General features: G+C 44.3%; 21 protein-coding genes. 19 read left to right on the forward strand and 2 right to left on the reverse strand.

Annotation, left to right across the window (positions count from 1 at the left end; translation table 11 throughout):
• Positions 1-2: 2 nt before the first annotated feature.
• From pheT to CES81_RS05690, 5 genes are all read left to right on the forward strand, one after another.
• The gene (gene pheT, locus CES81_RS05670; RefSeq protein WP_089121015.1) at positions 3-2,417 is read left to right on the forward strand and encodes a phenylalanine--tRNA ligase subunit beta; all 2,415 of its coding nucleotides are present in this window, start codon (positions 3-5) and stop codon (positions 2,415-2,417) included.
• Between the two features lie 221 nt (positions 2,418-2,638).
• Complete coding sequence (mltG, locus tag CES81_RS05675) at positions 2,639-3,808, forward strand: endolytic transglycosylase MltG (protein WP_089087669.1); 1,170 nt, start codon at positions 2,639-2,641, stop codon at positions 3,806-3,808.
• A gap of 37 nt (positions 3,809-3,845) precedes the next feature.
• Positions 3,846-4,502, forward strand: a complete 657-nt coding sequence (gene udk, locus CES81_RS05680) for a uridine kinase (RefSeq protein ID WP_089087670.1) — start codon at positions 3,846-3,848, stop codon at positions 4,500-4,502.
• A 90-nt stretch (positions 4,503-4,592) separates the two neighbouring features.
• Entirely contained in the window at positions 4,593-5,078 is a 486-nt protein-coding gene (gene greA / locus CES81_RS05685; RefSeq protein WP_089087671.1) for a transcription elongation factor GreA, read from the forward strand.
• Between the two features lie 248 nt (positions 5,079-5,326).
• The gene (locus tag CES81_RS05690) at positions 5,327-5,632 is read left to right on the forward strand and encodes a HesB/YadR/YfhF family protein (protein ID WP_089087672.1); all 306 of its coding nucleotides are present in this window, start codon (positions 5,327-5,329) and stop codon (positions 5,630-5,632) included.
• An 82-nt stretch (positions 5,633-5,714) separates the two neighbouring features.
• On the opposite strand, the gene CES81_RS05695 is transcribed toward CES81_RS05690, so the two are convergent.
• On the reverse strand, positions 5,715-8,342 hold the full coding sequence (locus CES81_RS05695; RefSeq protein ID WP_225356352.1) for a YfhO family protein: 2,628 nt from the start codon (positions 8,340-8,342) through the stop codon (positions 5,715-5,717).
• 171 nt (positions 8,343-8,513) lie between these two features.
• On the opposite strand from CES81_RS05695, the gene CES81_RS05700 reads away from it, so the two are divergent.
• The 11 genes from CES81_RS05700 to CES81_RS05750 all read left to right on the forward strand — a co-directional run bounded on the left by CES81_RS05700 (position 8,514) and on the right by CES81_RS05750 (position 17,543).
• Positions 8,514-10,634, forward strand: coding sequence for a peptidoglycan D,D-transpeptidase FtsI family protein (locus CES81_RS05700; RefSeq protein WP_439951277.1), 2,121 nt, complete (start codon positions 8,514-8,516; stop codon positions 10,632-10,634).
• Positions 10,635-10,776: 142 nt separating this feature from the next.
• Positions 10,777-10,926, forward strand: coding sequence for a 50S ribosomal protein L33 (gene rpmG / locus CES81_RS05705; protein ID WP_082593127.1), 150 nt, complete (start codon positions 10,777-10,779; stop codon positions 10,924-10,926).
• A gap of 54 nt (positions 10,927-10,980) precedes the next feature.
• Entirely contained in the window at positions 10,981-11,529 is a 549-nt protein-coding gene (locus tag CES81_RS05710) for a 5-formyltetrahydrofolate cyclo-ligase (protein ID WP_089121016.1), read from the forward strand.
• Positions 11,530-11,540: 11 nt separating this feature from the next.
• Positions 11,541-12,215: a rhomboid family intramembrane serine protease gene (locus tag CES81_RS05715; protein ID WP_089121017.1), complete on the forward strand. Its 675-nt coding sequence runs from the start codon at positions 11,541-11,543 to the stop codon at positions 12,213-12,215.
• 40 nt (positions 12,216-12,255) lie between these two features.
• A complete protein-coding gene (locus CES81_RS05720) occupies positions 12,256-12,477 on the forward strand; it encodes a YqgQ family protein (protein ID WP_089087675.1) in 222 nt (73 codons plus the stop codon).
• Positions 12,478-12,495: 18 nt separating this feature from the next.
• Positions 12,496-13,470, forward strand: coding sequence for an ROK family glucokinase (locus tag CES81_RS05725; RefSeq protein WP_089087676.1), 975 nt, complete (start codon positions 12,496-12,498; stop codon positions 13,468-13,470).
• 22 nt (positions 13,471-13,492) lie between these two features.
• The gene (locus CES81_RS05730; RefSeq protein ID WP_089087677.1) at positions 13,493-13,903 is read left to right on the forward strand and encodes a rhodanese-like domain-containing protein; all 411 of its coding nucleotides are present in this window, start codon (positions 13,493-13,495) and stop codon (positions 13,901-13,903) included.
• A gap of 636 nt (positions 13,904-14,539) precedes the next feature.
• Positions 14,540-15,202, forward strand: coding sequence for an amino acid ABC transporter permease (locus CES81_RS05735; RefSeq protein ID WP_089087678.1), 663 nt, complete (start codon positions 14,540-14,542; stop codon positions 15,200-15,202).
• The gene (locus CES81_RS05740) at positions 15,183-15,872 is read left to right on the forward strand and encodes an amino acid ABC transporter permease (RefSeq protein ID WP_089121018.1); all 690 of its coding nucleotides are present in this window, start codon (positions 15,183-15,185) and stop codon (positions 15,870-15,872) included. Before CES81_RS05735 ends, CES81_RS05740 begins: the two co-directional genes overlap by 20 nt.
• The gene (locus tag CES81_RS05745; protein ID WP_089121019.1) at positions 15,865-16,605 is read left to right on the forward strand and encodes an amino acid ABC transporter ATP-binding protein; all 741 of its coding nucleotides are present in this window, start codon (positions 15,865-15,867) and stop codon (positions 16,603-16,605) included. Before CES81_RS05740 ends, CES81_RS05745 begins: the two co-directional genes overlap by 8 nt.
• An 80-nt stretch (positions 16,606-16,685) precedes the next feature.
• Positions 16,686-17,543 (forward strand): transporter substrate-binding domain-containing protein, encoded by an 858-nt coding sequence (locus CES81_RS05750; protein ID WP_089087681.1) that lies wholly within the window; start codon positions 16,686-16,688, stop codon positions 17,541-17,543.
• A gap of 182 nt (positions 17,544-17,725) precedes the next feature.
• On the opposite strand, the gene CES81_RS05755 is transcribed toward CES81_RS05750, so the two are convergent.
• A complete protein-coding gene (locus CES81_RS05755; RefSeq protein WP_089087682.1) occupies positions 17,726-17,899 on the reverse strand; it encodes a DUF3042 family protein in 174 nt (57 codons plus the stop codon).
• Positions 17,900-18,011: 112 nt separating this feature from the next.
• Here CES81_RS05755 and miaA point away from each other — a divergent pair, with 112 nt between their 5' ends.
• The 3 genes from miaA (at position 18,012) to CES81_RS05770 (ending at position 20,787) form a co-directional block, all read left to right on the forward strand.
• Positions 18,012-18,935 carry a tRNA (adenosine(37)-N6)-dimethylallyltransferase MiaA gene (miaA, locus tag CES81_RS05760; protein ID WP_089121020.1) on the forward strand — a complete coding sequence of 308 codons (924 nt, stop codon included), beginning with the start codon at positions 18,012-18,014 and terminating at the stop codon, positions 18,933-18,935.
• A 79-nt stretch (positions 18,936-19,014) separates the two neighbouring features.
• A complete protein-coding gene (locus CES81_RS05765) occupies positions 19,015-19,398 on the forward strand; it encodes a MerR family transcriptional regulator (protein ID WP_089087684.1) in 384 nt (127 codons plus the stop codon).
• Between the two features lie 48 nt (positions 19,399-19,446).
• On the forward strand, positions 19,447-20,787 hold the full coding sequence (locus tag CES81_RS05770; protein WP_089087685.1) for a glutamine synthetase family protein: 1,341 nt from the start codon (positions 19,447-19,449) through the stop codon (positions 20,785-20,787).
• Positions 20,788-20,877 lie beyond the last annotated feature (90 nt).

Raw genomic sequence — 20,877 nt, forward strand, 5'->3', positions numbered from 1 at the left:
AAATGAAAATCTCTTACAGTTGGTTACAAGAATATTTAGATCTTAAAGCTTCACCGAAAGATTTGGGTGAAAAAATCGAACGTTCCTCCGTTGAAGTCGATTCAGTGACGCAACCCAGCGACGGTTTAAAGAAAATCGTCGTTGGTAAAATTGTTTCTATGGAGCCGCATCCTGATTCAGATCACTTACAAGTTTGCCAAGTCGATGTCGGCGATGAGGAACTGTCCCAAATCGTCTGCGGCGCACCCAACGTTGCGGCGGATAAGAAAGTCATTGTGGCCTTACCAGGATCACGAATTGGCGGCAACGTCAAAATCAAGCGCTCTAAGATGCGCGGTGTGGTTTCTAACGGGATGATCTGTGCCTTAGATGAAATCGGGTTTTCAAAAGACGTTGTGCCGAAGGAATGGGCCGATGGGATTTACTTCTTGCAAGACGACGCGAAGGTTGGCGAACCCGTTTTCCCATACTTAGGTATGGACGATTATCTCATCGACGTGGACGTTACGCCTAACCGTGGTGACATGCTGAGTGTTTACGGTGTTGCTCGCGATTTGGGTGCCATTTACGACCAGACACCTCAGCTTAACCACCCTCAAGTGGAAGAAGTTTCAACGCCAGCAGCTGATAAAGTCTCTCTGGACGTTGATAAAGATTTAGCACCCATTTATACAATGCGGGTCGTTGAAAACGTGAAGATTCAGCCGAGTCCCCGTTGGTTGCAAATTAAGTTATGGAATGCCGGTATGCGGCCCATTAATAACGTGGTTGATGTCACAAATTACATTTTGTTGAAGTATGGTCAACCACTGCACGCCTTCGATTACGGTAAGGTTTCTGGTTCTACGATCAAGGCCCGTTACGCCCAAAAGGGTGAGAAACTGACGACTCTGAATGAAGAAGAACATGAACTGAATGAAAAAGACATCGTGATTGCCGACGACCAAAAACCAATTGCCTTAGCTGGTGTGATGGGTGGTTTGAATTCTGAAATCGATGATCACACGACTACGGTAGCCATTGAATCAGCCGTTTTCACACCGACTTTGATTCGGAAGACCGCTCAGCGCCAAAACCTCCATACCGATGCTTCGCAGCACTTTGAACGTGGCGTTGACCGTGGCGGCGTTGAAGAAGCAGCTGACGCGGCAGCTGAAATGATGCACGAACTGGCTGATGGCGACGTGTTAAAGGGAATCGTCACGGGCTCAAGCTATGACGTGAAAGACGTTATCGTCAAGGTCACTTTGTCACGGGTAAACCACGTACTGGGTACTGACCTGAAACTGGATCAAGTTGCAGACATCTTTAAGCGGCTGGGATTTGGTGTGCAAGTTGATGGCGAAACTTACACCGTCAGCGTGCCTTCTACTCGCTGGGACATTCATATTCCGGCTGATCTGCTGGAGGAAGTTGCCCGGATCTACGGTTATGATAAGATTCCATCAACTCTGCCCAGTGGGCCAACAACGGTTGGTGCCTTAACCGAAAAGCAGAAGTTGATGCGGGATTCGCGGCACGTTCTGGAAGCACTGGGCCTTAATCAAGCCATTTCCTACGCCTTGACAACCGAGACTAAAGCGGGTCAGTTTATGATGCGTGAAAGTTCTGAAACCCAGTTAAGCTGGCCAATGACAGCTGATCATACAACCTTGCGGATGAATCTGATCAGTGGCTTACTGGATGACATTGCTTATAATAACGCTCGCCGTGTGAAGGACGTTGCCCTGTACGAACAGGGGCGGGTCTTCTACAAAGATGCTGCCGACCAGGTACGCCCTAGTGAACACGAACACATCGCTGGTGCAGTTAGCGGTCAATTAATTGTCGATCCGCTGAAAAACGCGAAGAACAATGCTGTTGATTTCTATCAACTCAAGGGAATTGTCGAAAAGTACTTGGATAACCTGGCTATTAAGGGCGACGTTGAATTCGTTGCTACTGACCGTTACCCTGAAATGCATCCGGGAAGAACTGCTGATATTACGATTCACGGTCACTACATTGGGTTTATTGGTCAGGTTCACCCAACCGTTGCTGAAGCTTATAAGATCAACCAAACCTACGTCTTTGAATTAGATTTGGATGCACTGATTGACATGCCGAAGGATATGGACCAGTTTGAACCAATCTCCAAGTATCCTTCCATTACGCGTGATGTGGCGTTACTGGTCGACAAATCCGTCACTAATGCGCAAGTCTTAGCGCAGATTCAGAAACGGGGCGGCGCTTACCTGAAGTCGGTTGCGCTGTTTGACATTTATGATGGGAAGAACCTGCCAAGCGGTAAGCAATCCTTGGCCTATACACTGACCTATCAAAATCCAAACGCCACGTTAACTGATGACGAAGTCAACCACGCCTTTGAAAAGGTTCAAAAGACACTAACCAGTGAACTGGGCGCAGAAATTAGATAATGTGAACCCCCTTACTGGATGAGACTTCATTCAATAACACGGGTCGGAATCAATGATCAGGGAAGATCGATCCGTTATTCAAAAAACGCTAGAATTAGCAACGTAATGCTGTTCTAACGTTTTTTGCTTTGACAGAATGACGTGTTAACATTTCATCAGTCTATTTCAAAATTCTTAAGTTCGCCATATTTTTACTGCACTGGCACTTAAAATCTTGTATAATGGTGCAGATATTGAAAGAACGGAACGGAGGAAATATTTTGGATAACGACAAGCAGCCCACTTCCAAACGGCCAGGGAAGAAGAAAATGTCTACTGGACAAAAAATCATTACGGGGGTCGTCAGTGTCTTAGTAATTTTGCTGATCGTTAGTGGCGTCGTTTTCTATCATTACTTTCAGTCGGCACTCAAGCCGCTGAATCCCAAGAGCGAAGAAGTCGTACAAGTTGATATTCCTATGGGAGCTTCCAGCAAACAAATTGGTTCGATTTTACAAGATAAAAAGATCGTGAAAAACGGTTCAGTTTTTAATTACTACGTTAAATCGCATAACTACTCGGAATTGAGAGCCGGTTATTACCAGCTAAAAGCATCCATGACGTTAAATCAAGTTGCGAAACGTTTGCAGCAAGGTGGTACCAGCGAGCCGATTCAAAGTTCTAGGGGTAAAGTGTTGATTCCTGAGGGCGCTGGTATTGCGGATATCGCAAATAAGATTTCGTCAACCACTGATTTCAGTAAGGCCGAATTTTTAAGTTTAATGAAGAATCAGTCCTATATGAAATCACTTGAAAAGCGGTATCCTGATTTGCTGTCTTCATCAATGACTTCTAAAGGCGTACGCTATCACCTTGAAGGATACCTGTACCCAGCAACTTATATCGTTAATAAGCATATGTCCCTGAAGGGGTTAGTTAATCAGATGGTGGCCCACACCAACGATGAACTGTCTCCGTATTATAAAAAGATCAAGAAGCAGAAGCTGACGGTTCAGCAAGTCATGACCCTGGCCTCATTAGTTGAACGTGAAGGGGTGAGTCAATCTTACCGCCGTCAAATTTCTGGGGTTTTCTTTAACCGTATTGCTCAAGGGATGCCGCTTCAATCTGACGTTGCGGTGGAATACGCAATCGGGCACCACAAGCAGCATCTTTCATCGAAGGACCTTCAATCAGATTCGCCGTATAACCTGTATAAATTTGCGGGTTACGGACCAGGACCATTTAATAATCCTAGTATGTCAGCGATTCAAGCAGTGCTAAATCCGTCTGATCGAAGTAAGGGCTATCTTTACTTCGTCGCCAATACCAAGACTGGCAAGATTTACTTCTCAAAGTCGCTGTCTGAACATAACAAACGTGTGTCATCATTGTCCAAAGTGAATAACTAGTTAGATAATTTTTATATTGAAGGGGTCAACTTAAATCATGTCAGTACAACAGTCAAGACCAGTGATCATCGGTGTTACCGGTGGTTCTAGCAGTGGAAAGACTACTGTTAGTCGCGCAATCTACGACCAATTGCAAAATGAATCAATCATGATTTTGCAGCAAGACGCTTATTATAATGATCAGGCCAATATGACGATGGCTGAACGTAAAGCAGTGAATTACGATCATCCATTGGCATTTGATACTGATTTATTGATCAAGCACATCAAACAACTGCGTGATAACCAGGCCATCGAAAAACCGGTTTATGATTACGCACAGTATACCCGCAGTTCTCAGACGATTCATCAAGAACCTAAAGATGTGATCATCCTGGAAGGAATCTTGATTTTGGATGACGAACGTTTGCGTGATTTAATGGATATTAAAGTATTTGTTGATACGGATGATGACATTCGCATTATTCGGCGAATTCAACGCGATATTAAAGAACGTCACCGTGATTTAGACGGTATTATCAAGCAGTATCTAACGACGGTTAAACCGATGTATCACCAATTTGTTGAGCCAACCAAACGCTACGCAGATTTGATCGTCCCAGAGGGCGGCGAAAACCAGGTGGCGATCGATCTTTTGACCACTAAGATCCGTTCGATTTTAGCTCAGAAGAAAAATGGCCGTCCCAGCAAATAGGTTCAAAAAATGATGAATATCGCTTGCACGGATGACTTTCACATGCTATTGTAAGCGACAGAAAACTATAAAATGTAATGAGGTGCTATTTTGGCTGAACAAAAAACTTATCCAATGACCGCTGATGGTAAGGTCAAACTGGAAAAAGAATTAGAAGATTTAAAGATGAACAAACGTCCCGAAGTAATCAAACGTATACAAATTGCGCGTGGGTTCGGGGACCTTTCTGAAAACTCCGAGTATGAATCTGCTAAGGACGAACAGAGTATGCTTGAAAGCCGGATCACGACGATTGAACACATGCTACAGTATGCTGATGTGGTTGATAATAATGGCACTGACAAAGACGAAGTCAATGTTGGTAAAAAGGTGACTTTCAAGGAATTACCTGATGAAGATCCTGAATCATACACGATTGTTGGTGCAGCTGAGGCTGACCCAATGTCAGGCAAAATTTCTAATGATTCACCAATTGCTAAGGGCCTGTTAGGCCACAAGGTCAACGAAGAAGTCACAATCGCCATTCCAGCAGGCGACATGAAAGTTAAAATTCTAAGTGTCGAATCCGCTTCGTAAATTTACCAAGTTTTTAAAGCTTGTGTGAGAAAACTCGGTAAATGCCAGCGTTTAATCTAATAGTGCCTGTTCCGGCGAACGTTGTCGGGACAGACACTTTTTTAGTAGGTTAAGTAGCTGGAATCTGAGTTGGGTGCATCTGCCAAGCCTGCGATGAGGTGCTTTAACTTGCACTGATGTGAAAAATAGGTTATAAATGAGTCGAATGAAAGCGCAATCATTATTTGCATATAAAGGAGAAACCTCTCATGAAAATTATTGTTACTGATCAGGCAAGCAAATGGTTTCATAGTGAAATGGGGCTATCAGACGGTCGCGGTGTTCGTTTCTATGGCAAAGTGTACGGCAGCACGCCGGTCCACGATGGCTTTTCGTTAGCGATGACGCCGGATGATCATCCAGATAAGCCATATGCCATCACCAAAAAAGATGGGGTTAACTACTATGTTCCAGAGGATGACCGCTGGTTTTTCAAGGGTTATGACTTGATTATTAACTATGATCCCAGTGAGGATGGACCGAAGTATAACTACGTTGAAAACGGCGAAATATAGTGAAGTTTATATACAAAAGGGACTTGCTGAATTATCGTGGTTGTGATAATTCGGCGAGCCCCTTTTGAATTTCAGTGATCAGTTAATGGTGACGTTGCTGTTTATAAATGGAAAACGCGCAAATGCTCAGACTGATTAAAGTCATGATCAAACCGGTAGTCAACATTGGCGGCCAGTATCGAAAGCGGATCGTATGGCGACCATGCTGAAGCTTTAAAGCGGTGAAGATGCCAGCGACTTTGACCGCCTTTGCAGCATGGCCATCAACCGCGACATGCCAGCCCTTGCTGTAAGGAATAGTGGTCATTAAAGTACTGTCGTTCGATTTAACGTCAACTGAGCCGGTCAGACTGCTTTGACTGTGCTGAGTCACCTTTAGCGGATTAGCCGCTAATCTCTTTTGTCCTGCAGCGAATTGCTGATTATTGAACTGGTAAAGGGTGAAGTTTTGCAGCCACAGAGTGGCCTTCTTCAAGGTGAGTTGTAATTGAACTGGTTTTCCCTTTTGGTGATCGGCAACGTTAACGATGATGGTATTGCGGTAAGTGGGGTACTGCGCTAGCGGATGGTGATTGAGATTGATCGATACATTATCGTCGATCAGGTTTGCGCCAAGCGTCAGGTAGTAGGCGTTATTGGTTTTGGGCGTAAAGTTAAAGGTAATCACGCCAGGCTTGACCAGATTGTTTTTTTGTAAAATTGCGCCGGTGAGTTTAGTTTGCTGTTTGACGTTTTGAAAAATAACGTGGTCGAAGTTTTGAGCACCGAAGAGATGTTCATCTTGAGGATTGCCCGTTAAGCTTGACCAGAGATTCGCCTGATACTGAGTCGGATCTTTGGTGAAGTTGTCCAGACTCAGTATGTTATTGCTGGAAAGAAATCCTAGTGGTAAAGCATAGGGATTCTTGTAGGTGGAAATCATCCCATCTTTACGGACACGCTGATAGTCAGTTAAGTCTGTTCGGGTAGAAACGGGATTCACAACATTAGTGCCCAACGTACCGGAATTGGTGTGCCGGTCAATGACATATTTCATGTTGAGAAGTGAATCACTCAAAAGTGTCCCGTTGCTGTAAGTCACGAAACCATCACCATCCGGTTCTCCCATGTTGCCCATGAAGGTTGGCATACTTTTCTCCAGAGTGGATGAAAAGACGGAACCGCCGTTGAATTGACCGGATAGCGGGTCGTTTTTAGTCCGCATAAACGTGGGTGTCATGCGGTACCAGCTATGATCATGATCAGTCACGTCAGCCGCTTGAGTGGATAAGACCTGCTGGTAGTTTTGATATTCGGGTTTTGTGACGTAGCTGATACGGTTCAAGCTAGTAGCGGCACTGCTGGTCATTTCAATCACGGCAAACAAGACAAAGGCTAACTGGTAAAACCAGGGCCGCTTGTTGGGGAGAGCTACTAAGCAGAAGGCAGCAACTAGCAACAAACTGCCAATCAGCATTTGATTTTGACTTAGAAACGAAAATTGATCAACGTTAACCCAGACGTAAATCACCGTGGCCGTACATAGTAAAATGGGGATGATCAACTGTTTGAAGGTTGGTGTAAATTCAGGCTTGAGCGTATTGGCAGCCAACCAGATCAGCCAGAAACTGACCACAAAGGAGAACCGGTACGGGTACCAGATGGGAAACTGCATACCGTGCCATAGGAGGTCCAATGGTTCAAAACAGAGTGACAGTGCTAAGATGACAGTTACCAGTAGGGCCAGCCACCGATTTTTTTTCGGATGCACTGCTTGCAGAAAATAAAGGATTGCGCCCAGGACCATCAGGCTGCCAATGAACAAGTTAGGGGTTCCCTTCGGCATTTGACTAAAATTAAAGCTGCCGATGAAGAACTTGGCTAACATTTTCGGCGGGAAGTACTCAAACTTAGCTGACCAGTCCGTTTGGAGATACTGATTTTTGCTGATTCCTAGCGAATACCAAGTTGGCAGCAGGGTGACTGCGGCAATTCCCGCAGCCAGCACTGATCCGGCGATGAAGCGGTATAGCGACGAAAAAGCAGCTTTGCCAGAATGAGTCTGTGACAGCCAGTACCACAAAAAGAAGAGACCGGCGAACAAACAGACCATGTAAGCCATGTAGTAATTAATGATGAGAAGAGCCGCAAGCCAGCCAACGTAAGACCGCATCTTGCCAGTGTCCACGAGTTGGATAATCCCCCAAATGATCAGCGGTAAAATAACGACGGCGTCCAGCCACATCAGGTTTAACTGATTAGCCACCATCCAGCCCATGAGGGCGTAGCTGGTGGAGAAGGCCAGAACCGGCAGATGTTTTTGCACCTTTGTTTTCATTAAAAGCCAGGCAAAACTCAAACCAGCAGCACCGTATTTGAGGACGGTAATCCAAAAAATCGCACTGGGCAGTGTTTTATCTGAAAACAAGAGCAGAATGAAGTTGAACGGACTCATTAAGTAGTAAGTCCAGACGCCAAACATTTCGCCGCCTAACGCCTTTTGAAAAGTGTAGAAGAAACCGCTGGGATGGCTCAGCAGGGTGTGGCGAAAGTAAGCAAAAAAATCAACGTATTGCTGACCGAGATCAACGGTCAGCAACGTTGAACTGCCAAACGGCCCCATTCCCCGGTAACAAAAGTAGGCTGCCATTACGGCAGCTGGAATGATGAAGCTCAGCGTTAAGAGGGATAATTTTTCGTGTTGACGTATCCAGTGAATAAATAATTTCAAAAATAAAAACCTCCGTTAACCCCGTAAATTAGCGATCCTTTTACGAGTATGATTCTAAGTAACTAGCATATCATAAAAAGTTCCTAAAAAGTTTTAAAACCGTTCAGTGTTAATGGTTTCGTTACTAAAATTCTGGTAGAATAATGAAGTTAGATAAGGAGCGTTAGGACATTGAAAAATTTCTTTAGTCGAGTTACTCAACACCGGACGTCTCGCAGCAAGTCGTCAACAACGGCTCAGATCCCGTTCAGAATGAATTTCCTATTTATTATTGTCGGGCTTTTATTTGCGGCGTTAATAGCACAATTAGCATATTTGCAAATTCTCCATGGCACTCAGTTGAAAGCTGAAGTCAGTCGGACGGATAGCACAGTTGAAACGAATAACGTTCAACGAGGAATGATTTTTGATTCTACTGGTCGTGTTTTGGTCGGCAATAAAACCCACCAAGCTATCAGTTATACCAAGGGTGTCAATGTGATGGCCCCCGATATGTACCGAATAGCTAACCGGTTAGGGAAATACCTGTCGGTGCCGACAGGTTCACTAACACGGCGTAACCGGGCTGATTATTTCTTAGCATCTTCAAGCAGAGAAAAGCAGATCCAGTCGAAAATTCCTGGCATCAAAAACGGCGTTCAGTCGGATGCTAACGACAAAGAGCTTCAGTACTTGTATGCGCATCCTTCTGAGTTTAGATTAAATAAACAGCAGAAAAACGATGCCATGATTTATGCCAGGATGAGTGGGGCTTATTCATTATCAACCACTTATATTAAGGAAACTGGCGTGACCAGCAAGGAATTAGCTGAAGTGGGTGAACATCTAGGTCAAATGCCGGGCGTAAAAGTCGGGACTAGTTGGACGCGTGACTACCCGTACGGCAGTTCCCTAAAGAGTATTTTAGGAACGGTTTCTTCCGAAAAGATCGGGCTGCCAGATAACAAAGTCAATCAGTATTTGGCCCAGGGATATTCCCGAAATGACTCGGTGGGTCAAAGTTATCTTGAACAGCAGTATGAGCCTGTCTTACGAGGCAGCAAGTCTCAAACCGACGTTGAGGTTTCCGGGACTAAGATCATGAAGGAAGTTAAACGTTATGGCGGTCAAAAGGGTGATAATCTGCAATTGACCATCAACGCTGGTTTCCAAAAGAAATTGCAATCGCTGGTTCGGCAGGCTGAGGGTGGTGCCGGCGGTGTTTCAACCGGGACGTATGCCGTTGTGATGAACCCCAATAATGGTAATATTATTGGGATGGCAGGTGTTGACCGTAATCCGCACACCCAAAAGATTACTAATAACGCATTGGGTGCGATCAATAACTCCATTACCATGGGGTCAGTGGTTAAGGGTGCGATGGTTTCTGGAGCCTTGATGGATGGTGTCATTACGCCAACTAACAACACAATGACTGATATGCCAATTACCGTTGGTGGCACCAAGAAGGCTTCATGGTTTAACAAAAACGGTGGTCAAAACATGGCGGTTAATGCTTCGACGGCACTGGAAGTTTCCTCTAACTCGTACATGATGCAATTAGCAATGAAAGAGGCCGGTTTCAAGTATTCTCCGGGTGCGGCGCTAACCATGAACCCTAATATTTTCAGTAAATTGCGCGGCTACTTTAACCAGTTTGGTTTAGGAGTTAAAACGGGGATCGATCTGCCAGGTGAAACCACTGGACTGGCAGGGTCAGATTCTAAAAAACACTTAGGGAATGCTTTGGATGAAGCCTTTGGTAACTATGATGCCTACACGACGATTCAGGTTGCTCAATACATGTCAACCATTGCCAATGGCGGTTACCGGATTAAGCCGCATATTTTGTCTGCCATTCGGGGTACCAACAAAAACGGCGGCTTAGGAACTGTTAAGGGCTCCGTGACGCCAACGGTCCTTAACCATATTGACATGACGCCAGCAGAACGCAAACTGGTAACTGAAGGACTCTATGACGTTGTTCACGGGACTAACACCTGGAAGACCGGTGGCGAAATGGATACGATCAAGCCAGAAATTTCAGCAAAAACTGGGACGGCGCAAACCTTCTACAAAGGTACCCAAACGGTTACTTTGAGTTTGGCTTCTTACGCACCTTCAACGCATCCGCAGGTCGTTGTTGCTTTAGCAATGCCTAACTTGGACTATAACGCTGAAGATAACAATATGAAGTTAGCCAAATCAATTTATCAGGCATACTGGAGTACGGTTCAGTCTACTTCGACCCTGAAGTCTGATAGCAATACACCAAGTAATATCGCTACTAATACGACTACCGCTGGCAATTAAGGCGCGATCGTTTAAATCAGCTGTAAAGTAAATTTACTTAACAAATCTAGTATTTGGGCTGGTAATTAGTTTGAATAAATGATAAAATACTACGAGTTAAGGCTATTTGCCAAATCATAAAAACGTAGGGAGGTCACAAGCCATGCGCGTACACATTACATTGGAATGTACCGAATGTCACGAACAAAACTACTTATCAAGTAAAAACCGTCGTAACAATCCTGACCGGGTAGAGCTTAAGAAGTATTGCCCACGTCAACACAAGGTGACGTTACACAAAGAAACAAAATAAAGGCATAGGCGATGAGCCTGCGCCTTTTTTATTTAAGAATAGGAGGAAACGACAATGGCAACTAAAAAAGCAGTCCGGGAACAGGTTATGGCAGCACTAAACGCAATGCCAGATGATGTTCGTCATTTTCAGGCGGGAACGCTGTACGAACGGTTATTTGAGTCTGAAGAGTGGAATCGCAGTCAAACGGTAGCCGTGACGCTATCGACAGGATTTGAATTAGATACGCAACCCATTATTGATGCTGCCAAGCAAGCTCATAAAGAGATTGTCGTTCCCAAAACATTTAGTACCGATCGTAAAATGGTCTTTTTGCCACTAACGGATGCCACTGTTTTAAAGGAGTCCAAGTTTGGTATTATGGAGCCCGAAAACGGCACAGAAGTGACCAAAAAGCAAATTGATTTAATCGTTGTTCCCGGACTTGGTTTTACTAAGAAGGGTGTTCGGCTTGGCTTTGGCGGCGGGTATTATGACCGTTTCTTAGCTGATTATCAGGGCCGTACAGTTACGCTAGCATTTGAACCCCAAATGTTTAAAGAACCAACCTGGCAAGTTGCCGATACTGATGTGCTGATTCAGCACGTCATTACAAGTTACTAAGGGGGCAAAGGATGCAGCAACGGCTTAAGCACTGGTTAGCCGGACCATACATTACGATCAGCTTGATTGTGATCACCATTTTAGTCTACCTGGCGATGACGCTGGCTGGCGGTAGTCAAAATACGCAAGTTCTGGTTGATTTTGGCGCAAAATATAATCCATTGATTCTTGCGGGACAGTGGTGGCGTTTGATTACCCCCATTTTTCTGCATATGGGTTTTGAACATATTTTATTTAACATGGTGACATTGTATTTTATTGGATTTCAAATCGAAGCGATTTTTGGCCATTGGCGTTACTTGGCGATTTTCTTAATATCGGGAATTGGCGGCAACTTGGCTAGTTTCGCGTTTAATCCCAACTCAATTTCTGCCGGTGCTAGTACGGCCATTTTTGGCCTTTTTGGTGCTTTTCTGATGTTAGGTGAATCGTTTTGGGAAAATCCGTATATTCGCCAAATGACCAAAACGTTCCTGTTGTTTATTGGCTTCAACTTAGTTTTTGATATCTTTAGTGTTGGAACCGATATTCAGGGACATATCGGCGGTTTGGTGATTGGCTTTTTAATGGCCTACATCGTTGGTGTCCCAAAGGTGGGACGGATCAGTACCGTTAAAAGAATTTTAGCTGTAATCGTTGCCATTCTTGTTATGATTGGGCTATACTATTATGGTGTAACGAGGTAAAATAAAATGGTAGTCGTGTTAATTTTCGGAGGATGTCGAAATGAAAACGCTCTATGATGTACAGCAGCTGCTAAAACGATTCGACATTTACGTGTACGTTGGTAAGCGATTGTGGGATATCGAGGTCATGGCTTTGGAATTAGATCATCTCCATGATGCCCACTTGATTGACCATGACACGTTTGCGCATGCCAAATTAGTTTTAACACACGAACACCGTCTTGAAGAAGCACGTGAAAAAACACGTGTAAACACGAAATAAGTCTGGAGGAACAGGTTCATGGCAAAGAGTTTGATTGGTATTGATTTAGGTGGGACAACCACAAAGATTGCGTTCGTCTCCCGCGAGGGTGATATCTTGCAAAAATGGAGTATTCCCACTGATGTCAGTGAAAATGGTAAGCACATTGTGCCTAACATTATTGCGTCACTTAAGAAAACAATGACCGATTCCGGTTATACGAAAGATCAGTTTATGGGTATCGGAATGGGTACTCCAGGCGCAGTTGATATTGAAAATGGAACCGTTATTGGGGCCTACAACTTAAACTGGACGACCACTCAACGCGTGCGTGATCAGATTCAAGCTGGCGTTGGGTTACAATTAGTCTTGGAAAACGATGCTAACGTGGCTGCTCTTGGCGAATTTTGGAAGGGTGCCGGCGAGAAGGATTCAGATGTGATTTTCGTTACCCTTGGTACTGGTGTCGGCGGCGGTGTCATTGCCGGCGGCCAATTGCTGCACGGGATTAATGGCGGTGCCGGCGAAATTGGCCACATTACTGTTCAACCCAATGGTTACTTATGTACTTGTGGCAAACGCGGCTGCTTGGAACAGTATTCTTCGGCAACTGGTATCGTTCACGTTGCTAAAGACATGGCAGCAGAATTTACTGGTAAATCACGTTTGAAAGAACTTTTTGATAGCCATGAAGAAGTGACTTCGAAGATGGTGACTTATTTAGCAGATAATGGCGATATTTTAGCCAGTCGAATTGTGGACCGCGTTTCGTTTTACCTTGGTTTAGCATTAGCTAACTGTGCTAATATTTTAAACCCTGCTAATATTATTATTGGCGGCGGTGTTTCAGCTGCTGGTAATACGTTACTGCAACCGACTACCCGTTACTTCCAAGAAAACTCGTTCCCGGCTGTTCGTGACTCAACACGGCTTAAATTAGCTCAGCTTGGTAACGATGCGGGTGCAATTGGTGCTTCATCGTTGGCACTTCGGTTTGAAAACGCAGGCGCATAATTAGTTTGGAAGGACGAGATACATGGCAATCGCAGCAATTTCAACATCGACGGTTTATACAGTTATTTTAGTTATTTTAATTCTTGGTTACCTCTGCTGGTACCTCTACGGACTACATCAACGTAACCAAGCGGCGACTATCATTGACGAAAAGACATTTAGGGAAGGTATGCGTAAAGCGCAAGTCATTGATGTGAGGGAGAAAAAGGACTTCGATGCCGGCCATATTCTTGGCGCACGAAACATCCCTTATTCAACCATGCGTGTCTACTATCAAGGCATTCGCAAAGATATGCCGGTTTACCTTTATGATCAAGGGAAGACAATGAGTTCCCGTGCAGCAATTCTGTTGAAGAAACACGGTTATCAAGATATTTATATTCTTAAGACCGGGTATGCACGTTGGGATGGTAAAACTAAAAAGTCGGTTTAATAAATCGTTTTATCAACTTCACAAAAAATATTTTTTTAGCATATTTTTAGTACGCTAAATGAGTGATTACTGGTTTCACCGAAAAGGACGCAATCTCCGTATTTAAAGGCGATTGTGTCCTTTTTGTAACCAACCCCTGGGGGTTAACTAACTGTTTTCTCAGAATGGAAATTCCTAAGTTTTAGTAAGCAAACAGATTGCCATTTTAAAAAGTTGTGGTACTATGGGTTTTATCAAAGGCGCCATCCAATACGGAACTAGTGAAGCGTGCTGGTGTTCGGGTTGTTGGAAGGATGCTATTTAAGCTTTAATTATTTTTTAATCCTATTTTAGAGGTTATGAACAGGAAGAGTAGTTGATGCTGTTAGGTAAAGAAAGTCCCGGTTGATGTGAAGGGACCCTAATGCATGAATGAAGTGCGCCTGTTTAGACGCCTATTTGCTTAATGGCAAATCGTCAGGACACGTTATCGTCCCGGGCTTGAATACGAGCCGTAGAACTTTTATCACAGGGTGGAATAGCGAATTCAATCGTCCCTATCAGTTTAGCAATGAACTGATAGGGACTTTTTTATTTGTCAAATGACGATCTTTCTAAAATATGAGTTGATTATCTTAAGTCAGGGGGCAAAATCACATGAGCAGCTGGCAAATTATCCAGCAAAGTTTACCACTTTTTGAAAAGGGGTTTGTACTGACGCTTTGGTTGTCGTTTATTGGCATTATTGGATCGATTATCGTGGGGTTGATCTGTAGCCTGCTAAAATATTTTCGAGTACCCATTCTCAGCAAGATAGCGGTCATTTACGTTGAAGTCTCTCGCAACACACCGCTGTTAGTCCAGTTATTCTTTTTATACTATGCTTTTCCGGTTTTAGGATTTAAGTTAAACGCTGAATTATGCGGGATCGTGGGGTTGATCTTTCTTGGCGGCAGTTACATGGCTGAAGGCTTCAGCGGTGGCTTTGACGGTGTCAGCAAGACGCAGGTCGAAACTGGAAAAGCAATTGGTCTGTCTCAGTTACAACTAGCCCGTTACGTTGTTTTTCCCCAAGGATTAATACTTAGTGTTCCGGCTTTAGCAGCGAACATGATTTTTCTGATCAAGGAAACTTCGATTTTTACGGTCATTGCGATTCCAGAAATGACCAACACGGCACTGGATCTGATTGGTATGTATTACCGCTCTAATGAATACCTGCTGATGCTCGTGATTGGCTATGCGCTGATTCTAATACCGTTGTCACTGATTCTCACCATTTTAGAAAAGAGGGTTCGCTATGGCTCATTCGGGAATTAACGTTTTGTTCGAAGGGCGCAACCTTATCCGTCTATTCGGCGGGTTGTGGACCACCGTTGAAATTGCTGGGGTTGCGTTGATCTTGGGCTTGCTTTTAGGCATTGTTTTAGGTGTCTTGCGGACGTTCCCTAATCGTTTATTACGGCTTGTGTTGCGGCTGTACCTGGAGTTTTTCCGGATCACTCCCACCGTGGTTTTACTCTTCTTGTTTTATTACATTTTGCCCCGGCAGCTAGGTGTTAACCTGCCAGCTAACCAGATGGCGATGCTCGCTTTTGCACTGTGGACCAGTGCCGAAATGAGCGATATTGTCCGCGGGGCTTTGATATCAGTCCCCAAGCATCAACGTGAATCGGGGATGGCAATCGGCCTTAACCGGTGGCAGTTATACCGGTACGTGCTGATTCCGCAGGCTGTTTCACTGGAATTACCGGCCACGGTCAACTTGGTCACCCGGGTGATCAAAACCACTTCGGTACTGATGCTGATCAGTGTCATGGACGTGATCAACGTAGGACAGCAAGTCGTCGAAGCAAATAATCAGAAATTCCCCACTGGCGTCTTTTGGGTGTACGGCATGATCTTCGTGATGTACTTTGCGATTGATTACCCACTGTCCTGGTGGGCAAAACGGCTGGATAAGAAGCGATTGGAGCGTGCAAATGGCTAAGCAAATAATAAAAGTTGAACATTTAGAAAAGTATTATCAAAAGGATCACATTCTTCATGACATCAATTTCTCGATCGATCAAGGAGAAGTTGTGGCACTGTTGGGCCCCTCTGGTTCCGGAAAAAGTACGCTGATTCGCTGCTTAAACGGGTTGGAAGCTTATCAAAAGGGAACCATCACGTTTAACGGCAAACAGGTTGAGCCAACAGAAAAGTACTGGCAACAGGTTCGTCAAAAAATCGGCATGGTTTTTCAAAGTTACGACCTGTTCCCCAACTTAACGGTTCTTGACAACATTTTGCTGGGACCAGTTAAGGTTCAACACCAATCACCCAAAGTGGCTCAAGCAAGTGCGGAAAAACTGCTGGATCAAGTTGGGCTGCGTGATTACGAGAAGGCCTATCCACGCCAATTGTCGGGTGGTCAAAAGCAACGAATTGCGATCGTACGAGCCTTGGCGTTGAAACCGGAACTGATGTTGTTTGATGAGGTGACCGCATCCTTAGACCCGGAAATGGTTCGCGGCGTTTTGAACATTATTTCCAAGTTGGCACAGGATGCCAACATGACCATGATCGTGGTGACTCATGAAATGAACTTTGCCCAACAGATTGCTGACCGCGTTTTATTCTTGGAAGATGGCAGAATCTTGGAACAAACCAAGGGTGATCAGTTCTTTAAGCAGCCGCAAACGGATAGGGCAAGAGCGTTTTTGGAAAGTATGGCGTTTTAGCTGTGAAGCAATCAAGCGTCAACCACATGAATTCATCAACCAGGCTTTAAAAACCAATCAAATTTTAGGAGGAAAAGTACATGAAGAAATTTGGCGTAAAAAAATTCGCGTTGTTCTTTGGTATCACTGCTAGTCTTGCGTTGGTCCTCAGCGGTTGCGGCAGCAATAAGAGCAATCACTCTACGGCTTCATCAACGAATGGTTCAAGTACGGTACAGCAGATCAAAAAGCGCGGTACGATTCGAATTGCGGTTTTTGGTGATCTGCCGCCATACGGCTGGGTCAACAAGCAAGGCCAGCGGGTGGGTTACGACTTAACGCTGGCACGACGAATTGCTAAAGACTTAAAGGTTAAGCCCAAGTTTGTTCAGGTCAACGCCAACAACCGGGTAGATGCGTTAAATGCCAACAAAGTCGATCTGGTTTTGGCTAACTTCACTGTGACACCGGAGCGAAAGCAAGTGGTTGCCTTTGCCTCACCATACATGAAGGTTTCCGTCGGGGTCGTGTCGCCGAAGGCTAAACCGGTGACCAAGGTCACACAGCTGCAAGGGAAGAACCTGATTGTAACGAAGGGAACCACGGCTGAAAATTACTTTACCGCAAAGCAGTCAAAGGTCAACTTGCTGAAATTTGATTCGAAAACGCAGCAGTTTAACGCTTTGAAAAACAATCGCGGGGCTGCGTTAGCAGATGACAATTCGTACCTGTATGCCTGGGTAAAGGACCAACCGAAATACACCGTGGGTATTAAATCAATCGGCCCCAAGCAATACATTGCACCAGCCGTGAAGAAGGGAAATAAATCACTTCTGAACTGGACCAATCAGGAAGTCAAATCACTTAATGGTGAAGGCTTTTTCGAGAAGGATTACAATTCTCAACTGAAACCGTACTTTGGCAAAGAGGTTAAGCCTCAAGATATCATCATCAAGTAAAGTCAATTATTGATTTAAGTCCGTTTAAACCGTCAAAAAGCTCATTGCTGACAAATTTCTGGGTCAGAGATCAACGGAAATTTGGGCCATGAGCTTTTTGCGCGTATCAGTTTAGCCGATAAAAAAACCTCCAACTGAATAGACAGAGTGTCTAATCAATTGAAGGGTATGCTTTTAGAATGTTAGTGGTGAGCTGAACGACTTTTACGCGCAGCCCGTTTGCGGTTTTCCTCAAACTTTTCTTCTTCATCTTCGATTGGTTCAACAACCTTTTTCTTGAACGATAATGCTGCACCCGCAACGGCACCAACAGTAGCGACAGTGCCAAATAAAAATCCCTTGATAAAATGCTTCATTGTTAAAGGCCCCCTAACAGGTTAAAATATGGTTTGTTACCTATATTATGTATTATGCAGGTTTTAAAGTTAAATTTCCAGTAATTAACAAAATTATAGTGGAGTGATCGGTTTGAAGAAAGTACTGGCCATTATTGGACCAACCGCGGTTGGAAAAACCGCCTTATCATTGGAACTAGCAAAAAAATTTCGGGGTGAAATTATTTCTGGTGACTCGATGCAGGTCTACCGCGGTTTGGATATTGGAACTGCGAAGATCATGCCTGAAGAGCGGCAGAATATTCCACACTATTTAATTGATATTCGTAACGTTGATGAACGCTATTCCGTTGCTGACTTTGTGCAAGAAAGTCAGCGGTTGATTGATGAGATTTCAGCTCGTGGTGGCCTACCGATGGTGGTGGGCGGCACCGGCTTTTATCTTAAAGCACTACTATATAATATGCAGCTTGGCGGCGATCATTTTGAACAATCAAAACGGGTTAGAAACAAGTGGCACACATACGCTGCAGATCACGGCCAGCAAGCACTATGGGATCGCTTAAATCAAATTGACCCGGATGCAGCACAAAAAATTCCTGTCGGAAACGAGCGCCGGGTCGTGCGAGCCTTGGAAGTTTACGAACGGACCGGGAAACGCTTTTCTAAGCAGCAGTCAACACTAACCCCAAGGTATGACGCCTTTGTGATCGGATTGAACACGGACCGGGCTAAAGTGTATGAACGCATTAACGCCCGGGTAGATCAAATGCTGTCCATGGGTTTAATTGACGAAGCAAGGCAGCTTTATGAAGCCGGCGGTGAGCAGTGGCAGTCTGGTAAGGGGATCGGTTACCGGGAGCTTTTCCCCTATTTTAAGGGCGAGATCTCAGCGGCTGCCGCAACTGAAAGGATCAAACAGGATACCAGGCACTATGCCAAGCGACAACTAACCTGGTTTCGACACCAAATTCCCGTCCATTGGTATGATATTATTGCTGATTCAAGCGTGAAAAGTGACATTGGTATGGCCATTTCTGAGTGGTTAGAAAAATGATGTAATAAAACATAACATGAAGTGTTGACAGGCAAACGAATAGTGGTATGATTATACATGTTAGAGGGAGGTGAGTGCAATGGCAGAAAAAGAACTACAACGATCAAAATCAGTTTTACCAATTGGTACAGTTATGAAATTAACTGATTTAACGGCACGTCAAATTCGTTACTACGAGGAACAAAAGCTGGTTATTCCGCAACGAACGGAGGGTAACCGGCGGATGTATTCGTTAAATGATATTGATAAGCTGCTTGAAATCAAGGATTATTTGAATGACGGCATCAATATGGCTGGTATTAAAGCAATCTACGCTCAGCAAAAGAAACGGGTGGATGATTTGCAAAACGAATCGTTGACTGATAATGATGTTCGTCGAATTTTGCATGATGAATTTCTCAATATTAGCGGTCTTGAACCTAATTCCGGCCCTTCATTGCATCCACAGCGACCCCTTAAGTAACACTAATTTCTGACGGTTAATACAATCTATCATTCAAGGAGCGATTTTATGCCAAAACACGATTACACCAAAGACGATATTCGTCAAATGGCTAAGGACGAAAATGTTCAATTTTTACGCTTAATGTTTACTGATCTGTTTGGAACGATTAAAAACGTTGAAGTGCCAATTTCACAACTGGAAAAACTACTTGATAACAAGTTAATGTTTGACGGTTCTTCAATCGACGGTTTTGTTCGAATTGAAGAAAGTGATATGTATCTGTATCCGGACTTACAAACTTGGATGGTTTTCCCTTGGAGCAGTGATCGTGGTAAAATTGCACGGGTTATTTGCGAAGTTTACACACCCGATAAGAAACCGTTCGAAGGTGATCCTCGGAACAACTTGATTCGTGTTTTGGGTGATATGCGCAAGGCTGGTTTCACTGATTTTAACATTGGACCAGAACCAGAATTCTTCCTATTTAAGATGGATGAAAACGGTAAGCCAACCACCGATTTAAACGATCAAGGGTCATACTTCGATATGGCACCAATGGATATGGGTGAAAATTGTCGTCGCGAGATTGTGCTAACGCTTGAGGATATGGGCTTTGATGTGGAAGCCGCTCATCATGAAGTGGCACCAGGTCAACACGAAATTGATTTCAAGTACGCGGATGCATTGCACGCCGCTGACAACATTCAAACCTTTAAACTGGTTGTTAAGACCGTTGCACGTAAGTTTGGTCTATACGCAACCTTTATGCCAAAACCATTAACTGGGATCAACGGTTCCGGCATGCACTTGAACATGTCACTCTTCCACAAAGACGGCAACGCCTTTTACGATGAGAAGGGCGAATTGCAGTTATCACAAGATGCTTACTACTTCTTGGGCGGCTTGCTGAAACATGCACGCAGCTACACCGCAATTTGTGACCCAACCGTTAACTCATACAAACGGTTAGTTCCTGGTTACGAAGCACCCGTTTACGTGGCATGGTCTGGTTCGAATCGTTCACCATTAATTCGGGTACCAAGCTCTCGTGGGTTGTCAACCCGTCTTGAACTTCGGAGTGTCGATCCAACAGCTAACCCATACTTAGCCATTGCTGCCGTGTTGGAAGCTGGCTTAGATGGTTTGAAGAATAAGATCGTTCCTGAAAAGAGCGTTGATCGTAACATCTACCGGATGGACGATAAGGAACGCACTGATAGTCACATTACTAATTTGCCGGATACGCTGCACAACGCCCTTAAGGACTTGTCAGCTGACGAAGTTATGCGCAAGGCAATGGGTCCGCACCTATATGCAAGCTTCATTGAAGCCAAGAACTTGGAATACGATGCATACCGTACCCAAGTTTCTAAGTGGGAACGCGATCAGTACCTCGAATTATACTAAACTGAAGTTTGATAGATTTTAAATATGAATGATTAATAGAGGCTGTGACTTAAGTCATAAATCATAGCTTTCAAAAAAGACTTATCGAAG

It is taken from the genome of Secundilactobacillus pentosiphilus (assembly GCF_002217985.1).
Classification (GTDB): domain Bacteria; phylum Bacillota; class Bacilli; order Lactobacillales; family Lactobacillaceae; genus Secundilactobacillus; species Secundilactobacillus pentosiphilus.

Excerpts from the sequence above, each read along its gene's own strand:
- CES81_RS05765 (WP_089087684.1), top strand. The coding sequence starts at position 19,015 with ATGGCAGAAAAAGAACTACAACGATCAAAATCAGTTTTACCAATTGGT.
- CES81_RS05770 (WP_089087685.1), top strand. The coding sequence starts at position 19,447 with ATGCCAAAACACGATTACACCAAAGACGATATTCGTCAAATGGCTAAG.
- CES81_RS05730 (WP_089087677.1), top strand. The coding sequence starts at position 13,493 with ATGGCAATCGCAGCAATTTCAACATCGACGGTTTATACAGTTATTTTA.
- rpmG (WP_082593127.1), top strand. The coding sequence starts at position 10,777 with ATGCGCGTACACATTACATTGGAATGTACCGAATGTCACGAACAAAAC.
- CES81_RS05740 (WP_089121018.1), top strand. The coding sequence starts at position 15,183 with ATGGCTCATTCGGGAATTAACGTTTTGTTCGAAGGGCGCAACCTTATC.
- CES81_RS05735 (WP_089087678.1), top strand. The coding sequence starts at position 14,540 with ATGAGCAGCTGGCAAATTATCCAGCAAAGTTTACCACTTTTTGAAAAG.
- CES81_RS05745 (WP_089121019.1), top strand. The coding sequence starts at position 15,865 with ATGGCTAAGCAAATAATAAAAGTTGAACATTTAGAAAAGTATTATCAA.
- CES81_RS05750 (WP_089087681.1), top strand. The coding sequence starts at position 16,686 with ATGAAGAAATTTGGCGTAAAAAAATTCGCGTTGTTCTTTGGTATCACT.
- CES81_RS05715 (WP_089121017.1), top strand. The coding sequence starts at position 11,541 with ATGCAGCAACGGCTTAAGCACTGGTTAGCCGGACCATACATTACGATC.
- udk (WP_089087670.1), top strand. The coding sequence starts at position 3,846 with ATGTCAGTACAACAGTCAAGACCAGTGATCATCGGTGTTACCGGTGGT.
- CES81_RS05690 (WP_089087672.1), top strand. The coding sequence starts at position 5,327 with ATGAAAATTATTGTTACTGATCAGGCAAGCAAATGGTTTCATAGTGAA.
- CES81_RS05755 (WP_089087682.1), bottom strand. The coding sequence starts at position 17,899 with ATGAAGCATTTTATCAAGGGATTTTTATTTGGCACTGTCGCTACTGTT.
- CES81_RS05710 (WP_089121016.1), top strand. The coding sequence starts at position 10,981 with ATGGCAACTAAAAAAGCAGTCCGGGAACAGGTTATGGCAGCACTAAAC.
- CES81_RS05725 (WP_089087676.1), top strand. The coding sequence starts at position 12,496 with ATGGCAAAGAGTTTGATTGGTATTGATTTAGGTGGGACAACCACAAAG.
- CES81_RS05720 (WP_089087675.1), top strand. The coding sequence starts at position 12,256 with ATGAAAACGCTCTATGATGTACAGCAGCTGCTAAAACGATTCGACATT.
- mltG (WP_089087669.1), top strand. The coding sequence starts at position 2,639 with ATGGTGCAGATATTGAAAGAACGGAACGGAGGAAATATTTTGGATAAC.
- pheT (WP_089121015.1), top strand. The coding sequence starts at position 3 with ATGAAAATCTCTTACAGTTGGTTACAAGAATATTTAGATCTTAAAGCT.